Raw genomic sequence first — 11,225 nt, forward strand, 5'->3', positions numbered from 1 at the left:
GATTTCTTATTTTAAGAGCACATGGACATACAAGAAACCTTTGTAAATAAAGTGGCCCAAAGTGGGTTGGTAACTTTAGATCCGGCCCAATTTTATACACCCGGCGAAAGGGTAGTTTATGACATAAAAGATAATCTTTTTCAAGGCCTCATGCTGCGGGAGAAAGATTTCAGGGAATTTGTAAAAGACCACGATTTCACCTTATATCAGGGTAAAAACGTTGCAATTTACTGCTCTGCAGATGCTATTGTACCTGCCTGGGCTTACCTTTTACTGGCCAACCGCATGGCTCCCTATGCCAACGAAGTTGTATTTGGAGATGCCGATGTGCTGGAAACGGTTTTATACGTAAAGGCCCTGGCTAACCTTAATGTAGAGCAATACCGCGACCAGCGCCTGGTTATAAAAGGCTGCGGCGACATTGATGTACCGGTATCAGCCTATGTTGAACTGGGCAAAAAGCTTACCCCGGTAGTAAAAAGCCTGATGTTTGGCGAACCATGCTCGACCGTACCCATATACAAACGTAAAGATTAAACTATTGCCCGGTTATATCATCAAAATACAAAAGTCAACCTTAGTGCCGGTAAATTAGTGATTGCCTTTTGTAAAAGATATAAAATGAAAAATCATCATAGCACACTCTTAATGTTCATGTTACTGTTTGCAGCATCCGCTTTTGGCCAGGTTGCAAAAGAAGTAGCCGAGCCTGTTTTTAAAGCAGACGAACAATTAAGTTACAAGTTCAAATATGGCTTTTTTACCGGCGCTGAGGGCGAGTTAAAGGTGGAGGATGGTCAAAAAGTAAATGGCAAGCCTACTTATCATATAACTGCACAGGGCAATACCGCCGGCGCTTTTGATGTATTTTACAAGGTACGCAATCAATACGAAAGCACCATAGATCGAGAAACGCTGCGACCTTACTTATACACAGAAAACCGCAAGGAAGGTAGCTGGAAACACACCGACAAGGTAAGCTTTGACCATCAGACAGGAAAGATCACAGCCGACAAGGGTGTTTTTCAATCGCAGGGTAAGGTTTTTGATTTTGTATCAGCCTACTACTTTGCACGCAGTATTGATGTTGCAAGGTTAAAAGTGGGCGATAAATTTGATATCCCCTATTTTTTAGACGACGGGATTTATAAATTGAATGTGACTTATCTGGGTAAAGAATCGGTTAAAATAGGCTTAGGCAAGTTTAATTGCCATAAGTTTAACCCAAGTATTTTACCCGGCCGCATATTTAAGAAAAACAGTAAGCTATATTTGTGGATCACTGATGACGGTAACCACATACCTGTTAAGGCTAATGTTGACTTAGTAGTTGGCAGCGTTACCATGGAACTTACCGGGACCAAAGGTCTTAAATATCCTTTAAACCCCATAAATTAACGATTTACAGTAAATGATAGAGGTTGGTAGCGTTTTAGTACACGAGGATGTAGTTAAAGAGAACTTTGTTTGCAACTTAACCAAGTGCAAAGGCGCATGTTGTTTAGAGGGCGACTCGGGCGCGCCACTTAATCATGATGAGTTACAAATACTGGCAGACATATATCCTAAAGTAAAACCTTACATGACCGAAAAGGGCATTAAGACTATTGAGGAGGTAGGTACCCACGTAACCGATTTTGAAGGTGACTATACCACCCCTTGCGTTGATGTAAACAAAGAATGCGCTTACGTTACCTGGGAAGGCGGCATTACCAAATGCGCCATTGAAAAAGCTTACGAAGAAGGTGCGGTGGATTGGAAGAAACCTATATCATGCCACTTATACCCTATCCGCATAACAACCTACCCTGAGTTTGATGTACTGCATTACGATCGTTGGAATATTTGCAGCCCGGCTTGCAGCTTTGGCAACGAATTAAAGGTACACGTGCATGAGTTTTTGAAAGGCCCTTTAATTCGCAAATACGGCCAGCAATGGTACCAGGAGTTAGAAGATACCGTTGCCGGTATTTAATTTATTCTAAATCAAAAAATAAGCTATCTTTTTTGTAATAAATGCGTATAAAACATATCCGGGTTAATGTAACTTTTTACAAAAAATTTGGATAATATTGTATCTCGAAAATATTACTTACTAAACACATACATGAAAGTAGCGTTAATCACAGGTATTACCGGACAAGATGGAGCTTATCTTGCTGAATTTTTGTTAAAAAAAGGGTATTTCGTACATGGTATTAAAAGAAGAATTTCTTTATTTAATACTGACCGCATTGATCATCTGTACCATGATCCACATGAGCCTAACGTTAAGTTTAAGCTGCATTATGGCGATTTGACAGATTCGACCAATTTGATCAGGCTTGTACAAGAAATCCAGCCTGATGAAATTTATAACCTGGGTGCGATGTCGCACGTACAGGTTAGTTTTGAAACCCCCGAATATACTGCTAACGCAGACGGTATAGGTACGCTACGTATTTTAGAAGCTGTACGTTTATTAGGCTTAACCCAAAAAACCCGTGTTTACCAAGCGTCAACCTCTGAGCTTTACGGTCTGGTACAGGCAGTTCCGCAAAGCGAAACTACCCCGTTTTACCCACGTTCGCCCTATGCGGTAGCTAAATTGTACGGATATTGGATCATTGTTAACTATCGAGAAGCTTACGATATGTATGCTTGTAACGGTATTTTATTTAACCACGAGAGCCCTGTACGTGGCGAAACTTTCGTAACACGTAAAATCACCCGTGCTGCTTCTAAAATAGCATTAGGATTGCAAGGCACGCTTTACGTTGGGAACCTATCTGCACGCCGCGACTGGGGCCATGCAAAAGACTACGTAGAAGCTATGTGGTTAATGCTACAACAGGACGTTGCCGAAGATTACGTTATTGCTACCGGTGTTACTACTACGGTAAGAGACTTTATAAAAATGGCATTTGACGAGGTTGGTATAGAAGTTGAGTTTAGCGGGAAAGACGAAAACGAAAAAGGCGTTGTAATTAATATCAACAAAGAAAAAGCTGCTACTTTGGGTCTGGATCCGGATACCGTTAAATTAGGCCAAACTGTTGTTAAAGTTGACTCAAAATATTTCCGTCCTACCGAGGTAGAACTGTTAATTGGCGACCCAACTAAAGCGAATACCCAATTAGGTTGGAAACCTAAATATGACTTACCGGCATTGGTTAAAGACATGATGGAGTCTGACTTATTGATGGTAAAAAAGGATGACTACCTTAAAAAAGGTGGATTTAAGATCATGAACTATTTTGAATAAGTGTATGTTTGTAGGATAATCATTATCCCGCATGAAAAAAATACTAAGCAGTGCAATATTGCTTTTAATATTTGTTAAGGTTGGTATGGCGCAAGCGCAATACCAACCTTATTCATATCAGTTCTATCAGAAGTTTAACGAGGATCTATATTCTACTCAAACCAGTATCCACACTTCGCTTAGGCCTTTTGTTATTGACAATGCATTGCGCCATCGTTACGACTCTTTGATGAACTATGGCACCGACAGTACAAAAAAACGCAGTTGGGCACACCGTAAGCTTTTTAACGAGCATTTACTTGAAATAAAACAGTCGGACTATACATTTTTTGCAGACATTGTTGGAGATGTAAACATTGGCCGCGACTTATCTGGTAAAAAAAGCACTTGGTTAAATAGCCGTGGGTATCAGTTAGGGGGTACCATTGGCAAAAACTTCTACTTCTTCTCTAGCGGTTGGGAAAACCAGGCCGTTTTTGCCGATTACATGACCAATTACATAAACCAGGTAGGTATTGTACCAGGCCAGGCATACGACAGAAGTTTTGGTAAAAACACTAAAGATTGGTCTGATGTTACGGCTATAATTTCATTTACACCGGTAAAGTATTTAAATGTAGAGTTAGGTCAGGACAGAAATTTTATTGGCGATGGTTACCGGTCTTTATTGTTATCAGACTTTGCTTCAACTTACCCTTTTCTGAAATTAACCGGCACCTTAGGCAACGTAAAATATATGGCGATGTGGTCGCACATGACGGACCCTGCCAGACCTGCTTTTCAATACACTAACGGCTATAAACGTAAATGGGGCGTTTTCCATTATCTGGACTGGAACGTAAACAAACGATTGTCTGTGGGTTTCTTTGATGCAGTTATTTGGGCAGACAGAGACTCTGTAAGTGGTGGGAAACGAGGTTTTGACGTCGCTTACGCCAATCCCATCATTTTTTTGAGACCGATAGAGGCGGGCAACGGTTCGCCCGACAATGCAATGATTGGCGTTAATGCCAAATACAAAATCACCAATGGCGTAACAGCTTACGGCCAGTTTTATTTGGATGAATTTAGGGCACAGGACTTTTTTGCCGGCGATGGCAGCATAAAAAACAAATACGCTTGGCAGATTGGTTTAAAGGGGGCTAACCTCCTTAATATAAAATCGCTTAATTATTTGGTTGAATATAATGGGGCCTTGCCTTTCACCTATAGCGAAACTACTTACATAACCAACTATACACACAATGGCGAGCCTTTGGCACACCCGTTTGGAGCTAACTTTAAAGAAGTGGTGGCCATGTTGAACTACAGCTACAAACGTTTTGATTTTAGCGGGCAGTTAAATTATGGGCATTATGGACTTGACTTAACTAACCAATATTTTGGCAAGGATATTTTTATACCCTATACTCAAACAGCTAAACTTTACGCTAATTACATAGGGCAGGGCTTAACCACAGATATGACTTTTGGCGAATTTAAAGTAGCTTACTTGTTAAACCCTAAATACAATTTAAGGGTAGAACTTGGTGGCCTATATCGCCAGGAAAAAAATGCGCAATTTACAGATAAGACGATGTTAATTCAGTTCGGTATCCGCAGCTCGTTCCGTACTATTTATAATGATCTTGCAAGCTACAGAAGGCGGTAATTGATAAGATTAGTGTGGGAGGAGCAGGAGTTGATTAGCTAAGGTCCGAATAAAACAAAGGCGATGAATGTAAATGTTCATCGCCTTTATAATAGCTGTAGAATTCAATTACTGATTTATTAACTAGCTATGGTATGCGCAGCAGGCTTTATAGCTAACTTTTTTACCTTGGCGGCAATGCCGTTGGCATCATACCCGCACTCGGCCCAAAGCTCCGGCTGATCGCCGTGTTCAATGTAGCTGTCAGGTATGCCCAAACGGACTACCTGAGATTTGTAATTATTATCTGCCATAAACTCTAATATGGCGCTACCCATACCACCTTCTATACAACCGTCTTCAACCGTAACTACTTTATCAAATTTTTTAAATACTTCATGTAATAATGCTTCATCCAGCGGCTTTACAAAACGTATATCGTAATGTGCAGGGTAATAACCTTCAGCGTTTAAAGCCGCAGTGGCCTTAACGGCTTCGTTGCCGATATGGCCAATAGTTAATAGGGCAATTTCCTCCCCGTCACATATCTTACGTCCCTTGCCTACCTGAATAGCTTTAAACGGACGCTGCCAGTCAACCATCACTCCATTGCCACGGGGATACCGGATCACAAAAGGGCCCATGTTATCCAACTGTGCAGTATACATAAGGTTACGCAGCTCTTCTTCGTTCATTGGGGCAGATACCGTCATGTTGGGTATACAGCGCATATAAGCCAAATCATATGCACCATGATGGGTCGGGCCGTCCGCGCCTGCAATACCGGCACGGTCAAGGCAAAACACTACATTAAGCTTTTGTATGGCCACGTCGTGGATCACCTGGTCATAAGCGCGCTGCATAAAGCTGGAGTAAATGTTACAGAATGGCACTAAACCTTGCGTAGCTAAACCAGCCGAAAACGTCACGGCATGCTGCTCTGCAATACCCACATCAAAAGCGCGGTTAGGCATAACCTTCATCATCAAATTTAGCGAGCAACCCGACGGCATCGCGGGCGTTATGCCCATTATTTTTGAGTTAGCTTCAGCAAGCTCTATGATAGAATGGCCAAATACATCCTGGTATTTAGGCGGCTGCGGTTTTTCGTAAGTAGCCTTCTTAATCTCGCCGGTTATCTTATCAAACAGCCCTGGAGCGTGCCACTTAGTTTGATCTTTTTCAGCCAGCGCATAACCTTTGCCTTTAACGGTAATGCAATGCAAAAGCTTCGGTCCGGGTATATCGCGTAAATCGTTTAATACCTTAACCAGGTTCTTAACGTCGTGCCCGTCTATCGGGCCAAAATATCTAAACTTAAGGGCTTCAAAAAAATTACTTCGTTTGAGCAATGTCCCTTTTATGCTTTTCTCTATTTTCAAGGCCATATTATACGCGTCGGGGCCAATGGCTGATATTTTTGCCAGCACGGTGGCGATATCGTCCCTGAAACGATTATAGGGCTTTGATGTCGTAATAGATGTAAGGTAATCTTTCAGCGCGCCAACATTAGGATCAATAGCCATATTGTTGTCGTTGAGGATAACCAGTAGGTTTGAGTTTTCGATACCGGCATGGTTAAGCGCCTCAAATGCCATACCGGCGGTCATTGATCCGTCGCCAATAACAGCTACGTGCTGCCTGTCGATTTCGCCTTTATATTGCGATGCAACAGCCATACCCAAAGCTGCGGAAATAGAGGTTGACGAGTGGCCTACACCAAAGGTATCGTACTCGCTTTCTGAACGTTTTGGAAAGCCACTGATACCACCATATAAACGGTTGGTATCAAACATATCGCGGCGCCCGGTTAGTATCTTATGTCCGTATGCCTGATGGCCAACATCCCATACTAATTGATCGTACGGAGTGTTTAAAATGTAATGCAGGGCAACGGTAAGCTCAACAACACCAAGGCTGGCGGCAAAGTGCCCGCCGTTTACTGATACGACATCAATAATGTATTGACGCAGTTCCTGGCAAACCTGTTCAAGTTCGTTTTCACTAAGCTTCTTTAAATCAGATGGATAGTTAATATTTTCTAATAAATCACCGGCTTTTACCTGCATTGATCCTGTACGCGTATTATAAATACAAAGTTAACTAAGTTTAATTTATAATTTAAGGACATTTTAGCATAATTACATGATATTGCATTTTTATATGTAATGCAATAGGGTATTTTTTACCGTTAGATATGGAGCAAGAAGCTTTTGAAATTAAACTTCCCCAATTTGAAGGTCCGTTCGATCTTTTGCTTTTCTTTATTGAAAGGGATGAGCTTGAAATTCAGGACATTTCTATAGCGCGCATTGCCGATGATTTTTTGAACTACCTTCATCAGATGGCTGGCCTTAACATAGAAATAGCCAGCGAATTTATTTTTGTTGCCGCTACGCTGATGAGGATCAAGGCTAAAATGCTGCTGCCACGCCATGACGCGGACGAAGCCGGCAACGAGATAGACACCCGCGAAGAGCTGATACGCAAACTGCTTGAATACAAAAAGTTTAAGCAGACATGCGAAGAGCTGCGCCCCATGGAAGACGAACGCTTTAAGCAAGAACGCCGCGGAAACATTAAAATAGACATTGAGCAGGCCGTACGCGTGACCACCCCGGGTGAAGAATTATCGGAATTAAGCCTATACCGCCTGATGATGGTGTATAGCCGCATGATGCGCAGCTACAACACCCGCAGCGAGCAGGTTACACATACCGTAACGCAATACCCCTACACTATCGAAAAACAAAAGAAAGCTATTGACGACCTGCTACGCATTAATAAAATGATGGACTTTAAAGCCATCGCCAACGAATCAGAAAACAGGGTACATTTTGTATACAACTTTTTAGCCGTGTTAGAGATGCTGCAACAGGAATTGATAGATATCCAAATTGGCCTGGGCTATAATAATTTTTGGATATCGGCGAAAGGGAGAATCAATAAGTTGATCAGAGCTTAAGTAAGAATGACTTATCTCGCATATTTTTTCACCATCCCATCAACTATTTCAGCTGTTTCATCGGCAAAACTAACCCATACCCGGTCATCACTCTTTATCCAGGCGTTAAGGCGTTTTACAAAGCTGGTATCTATGGCCTTTACAACCGGCACGCCAAGTTTAGAGGCTGCAAGAGCGTTAGCTTGTTGTTCATATTGGCCCACCATAGGTATCATCATTACCTTTTTTTGTAAGAAAAGCGCTTCAGCGGGTCCTTCAAAACCACCACCGGTGAGCAATCCGTCACAGCTAGCCAGGCTAACATTAAAACCCTCGTTATTTACCGGGATAACCTGCACGTTGCCATCTGTGTAAGCTACTTTTTGGCGTTTAGAAAAAACATGCCAATGTACATCGGTTTGTTTTAGTAGCTCGGTTAGCTTTTTATCATCATATGCGGGCAGGTAAACCGTATAATGTCCAAGATTACTGGTTTGCAGGCTCCGTATTTCGCTACGGATAACCGGTGTATGTATAAAGTCATCATATCGCTCAAAATGGAACCCTATACGATGCGTAGTTGGCGAATAGTTATTCAATATCAACGACCCGTAATTGAACAAACCCGTTTTAGGCCTCGGTGTGTTGGGCGATAGAAAGGAACATTGGTGACTTAAAGAGACGGACGGAACACGTTGTGTTTTGCAAGCCCAGGCGCTAACAGGTTCAAAATCATTGATAATCAGATCATAATCCCTTAACGGCAGGCTACGCATGTCGCGCCACATTTGCGGCAGGTTCATCAGTTTCGCCGTGGCCCATTTGTCAACGCCGCCATTTGAACCAAACACAAAGCTAAAACCGTGAAATTGATATTTTAGGGGCTGCGCTAAAGACACTTCGGCTTCGGTGCCGCTAACCAACAAATCCAGATCGCCGTACTGCTGCAATAGCGGCACTATCTCGCGGGCGCGGCTGATATGGCCGTTACCGGTCCCTTGTATGGCATATAATATCTTCATCAGTTGTGGTGTCCTGACAAAGATATTATTTGCAATACATTTTTGTTTATCTGCTTGAAATTAAAATGAATATCCTTAAGCCAGATCGGAGCTGGGGTTTTTGGTTTTGCCCTGGTTAATGTTGTTATTAGCACGACTTTCAAAATCCATAGCATAATTAACATTCATAATGCTATTATATTGATATTATAACCCTTCTACATGCTGCCAATTAAGCTTAAGTCATCCTTGTTATTGGTATGTTGAAGAGCCTACAGCCATTACGCTAAAACCTGGCTTTGATGCCGATGGATTTCCTTTTGCAAATGTTGAAATAGTGGTCGCTATCAAAGCGACTTATCCCACCAGAATAGATAATAGCTAATACTCAAACTAACCCGAAAAAAATTAACTAAGAAAGCTCCTGCCTAAACCTTTGCAGTAAAATATTAACGTCAAGTTTTGCATCAAGATCCTCGGTATCAGTTTGATCATCATCTTCATTTTCTTTTGCAAAATCTTCAGGGCGATATTTAAAAATATCCCAATTACCCGCATGATATTCAAGCGCAGTCAGGCTCTCCACCCAGTCGCCGCTATTTAGGTATAACACCTTGCCTGGGGCGTCGGTAGAGGTAATTTCTTTGATTTCGGCCTGGTGTATATGGCCGCATATTACGTATTGATAATCTTTTGCCACGGCCAAATCTGCTGCGGTTTGCTCAAACTGGTTTATAAACTTAACAGCATCTTTAAACTTAGCCTTTATTTTTTGCGAGAAACTCATTTTTTGGCGCCCCATAGCGGTTAAAAGCCAGTTAGTTATACTGTTTAATATAATCAATGAATCATAACCTACCGCGCCCAATTTTGCCAGCCATTTTGAATGCTGCATGGTAACATCAAACACATCGCCATGAAAGATCCATGCCTTTTTGCCATCGATGTTTAGCACAATTTTATTAGACAGCTTGAACGACCCCAGATCAAAATCTGCAAATTTGCGTAGCATCTCATCATGGTTGCCGGTTAGGTAATGTACCGGGACACCATCCGTAATAAACTTCATAATGCGGCGCACTACTTTCATGTGCGAGTCTGGCCAGTAGCTTTTGCTAAACTGCCAAATATCAATAATATCGCCGTTCAAGATCAACATCTTGGGCTTGACGCTTTTAAGATATTTAAGCAACTCTTTAGCATGGCAACCATAGGTACCTAAGTGCACATCAGAGATAATTACAATATCAACTTCGCGTTTGGCCATGAAAATTTAGGGGGATGAAAGTACCTCCGGCAGTGTTACCGGCTAACATTTGAGGCGAAGTATATAGAAAACGATTAGTCTTCGCTTTCCTCTTCATTAACTGTAAGTTCATATGGGCTTAAATAAAATGCGGCTACTAAGAGCAGCAAAATTATGACAACCATATATGCGCATTCAAACTGCATGATAATGTTTTTACAAAGGTGGGTAACGTTTATTATTTTAACGTTAAGACTGCATTAAATGTAAAAGGTTTCATTATCAGGCACTTTTATTTTTAAACGCACAACTTGTTTTAATATGTTTAAAAAGTGGCGCTAAACTTATCTTAGGCATGAGGCTTCCTCAATATCAAAACCGCAGGCGACATTTCACATAAATTAGCTTATAAAAGTAAAGTTAACTCTTTCAGATCACTGATCTGCATTTTTACCTCATCGGGTTTTTCCGCTTTAAAGGGGTTAAAATAAATGGCGTCCATACCAAAATTAAGCGCGCCTAATACATCGGCCTCAAGGCTGTCGCCTATCATTAAGCTTTGATATTTTGTAGTGCCGGCAATATTAACGGCATGCTCAAAAATGGCCGGATCAGGTTTATTAGCACCCACCAATTCGGATATGATGACATGGGTAAAATACTTGCCGATGTCTGTACCGCTGATTTTAATATCCTGCGACTCTTTAAAACCGTTGGTTATTAAATGCAGTGTATATTTTGATTGCAGGTAAGCCAGCGTCTCGTGCGTGTTGGGGAACAGGTTTGTTTTGGTTGGGCATAGCTGTACGTAAGCATCCTCAAATCCAACAGGTATTACATCCGGATGTACACCCAGATCTAGAAACGTCTGCTTAAAGCGCGCCTCGCGCAATGCCTCTTTGGTGATGTTACCTATATGATACTCACGCCACAGGCGATGGTTATTTTGCGTGTACGTTTCGATGAAAACGTCCGCAGAACTCAAGCCGATATCGCTCAGCTTATGGATAGCATAAAGCTCATGCAAGGTTTCCTCGGCATTTTTGTCAAAATCCCAAATAGTATGATCAAGGTCGAAGAAAATGTGTTGGTATTGTTTTATGTTGGACTTTGGATTTTCGACTTCGGATACATTTTTCATCACAACAAAATTAACCTAT

10 protein-coding genes are annotated in these 11,225 nt (G+C 41.6%); 6 read left to right on the top strand and 4 right to left on the bottom strand.

Annotation, left to right across the window (positions count from 1 at the left end; all coding sequences use genetic code 11):
• Positions 1-21 precede the first annotated feature (21 nt).
• The 5 genes from ACFSYC_RS00405 to ACFSYC_RS00425 all read left to right on the top strand — a co-directional run bounded on the left by ACFSYC_RS00405 (position 22) and on the right by ACFSYC_RS00425 (position 4,895).
• Complete coding sequence (locus tag ACFSYC_RS00405; protein ID WP_377122162.1) at positions 22-537, top strand: DUF2480 family protein; 516 nt, start codon at positions 22-24, stop codon at positions 535-537.
• Positions 538-621: 84 nt separating this feature from the next.
• Positions 622-1,398, top strand: coding sequence for a DUF3108 domain-containing protein (locus tag ACFSYC_RS00410; RefSeq protein ID WP_377122165.1), 777 nt, complete (start codon positions 622-624; stop codon positions 1,396-1,398).
• Between the two features lie 13 nt (positions 1,399-1,411).
• Complete coding sequence (locus ACFSYC_RS00415; RefSeq protein WP_377122168.1) at positions 1,412-1,975, top strand: DUF3109 family protein; 564 nt, start codon at positions 1,412-1,414, stop codon at positions 1,973-1,975.
• Positions 1,976-2,107: 132 nt separating this feature from the next.
• Entirely contained in the window at positions 2,108-3,244 is a 1,137-nt protein-coding gene (gmd, locus tag ACFSYC_RS00420) for a GDP-mannose 4,6-dehydratase (RefSeq protein ID WP_377122171.1), read from the top strand.
• Positions 3,245-3,275: 31 nt separating this feature from the next.
• A complete protein-coding gene (locus tag ACFSYC_RS00425; RefSeq protein ID WP_377122174.1) occupies positions 3,276-4,895 on the top strand; it encodes a gliding motility protein RemB in 1,620 nt (539 codons plus the stop codon).
• Positions 4,896-5,014: 119 nt separating this feature from the next.
• On the opposite strand, the gene dxs is transcribed toward ACFSYC_RS00425, so the two are convergent.
• Positions 5,015-6,943 carry a 1-deoxy-D-xylulose-5-phosphate synthase gene (gene dxs / locus ACFSYC_RS00430; RefSeq protein WP_377122177.1) on the bottom strand — a complete coding sequence of 643 codons (1,929 nt, stop codon included), beginning with the start codon at positions 6,941-6,943 and terminating at the stop codon, positions 5,015-5,017.
• Positions 6,944-7,071: 128 nt separating this feature from the next.
• Here dxs and ACFSYC_RS00435 point away from each other — a divergent pair, with 128 nt between their 5' ends.
• Entirely contained in the window at positions 7,072-7,839 is a 768-nt protein-coding gene (locus ACFSYC_RS00435) for a segregation and condensation protein A (protein ID WP_377122180.1), read from the top strand.
• Positions 7,840-7,850: 11 nt separating this feature from the next.
• On the opposite strand, the gene ACFSYC_RS00440 is transcribed toward ACFSYC_RS00435, so the two are convergent.
• The 3 genes from ACFSYC_RS00440 to ACFSYC_RS00450 form a co-directional block, all read right to left on the bottom strand.
• Positions 7,851-8,840, bottom strand: a complete 990-nt coding sequence (locus ACFSYC_RS00440) for a glycosyltransferase family protein (RefSeq protein ID WP_377122183.1) — start codon at positions 8,838-8,840, stop codon at positions 7,851-7,853.
• Between the two features lie 391 nt (positions 8,841-9,231).
• Positions 9,232-10,086 (bottom strand): UDP-2,3-diacylglucosamine diphosphatase, encoded by an 855-nt coding sequence (locus tag ACFSYC_RS00445; protein WP_377122186.1) that lies wholly within the window; start codon positions 10,084-10,086, stop codon positions 9,232-9,234.
• A 385-nt stretch (positions 10,087-10,471) separates the two neighbouring features.
• The gene (locus ACFSYC_RS00450; RefSeq protein WP_377122189.1) at positions 10,472-11,206 is read right to left on the bottom strand and encodes a YjjG family noncanonical pyrimidine nucleotidase; all 735 of its coding nucleotides are present in this window, start codon (positions 11,204-11,206) and stop codon (positions 10,472-10,474) included.
• Positions 11,207-11,225: the final 19 nt, after the last annotated feature.

Origin of the sequence: Mucilaginibacter antarcticus, from assembly GCF_042686155.1 — a bacterium.
Taxonomy (GTDB): domain Bacteria; phylum Bacteroidota; class Bacteroidia; order Sphingobacteriales; family Sphingobacteriaceae; genus Mucilaginibacter; species Mucilaginibacter antarcticus.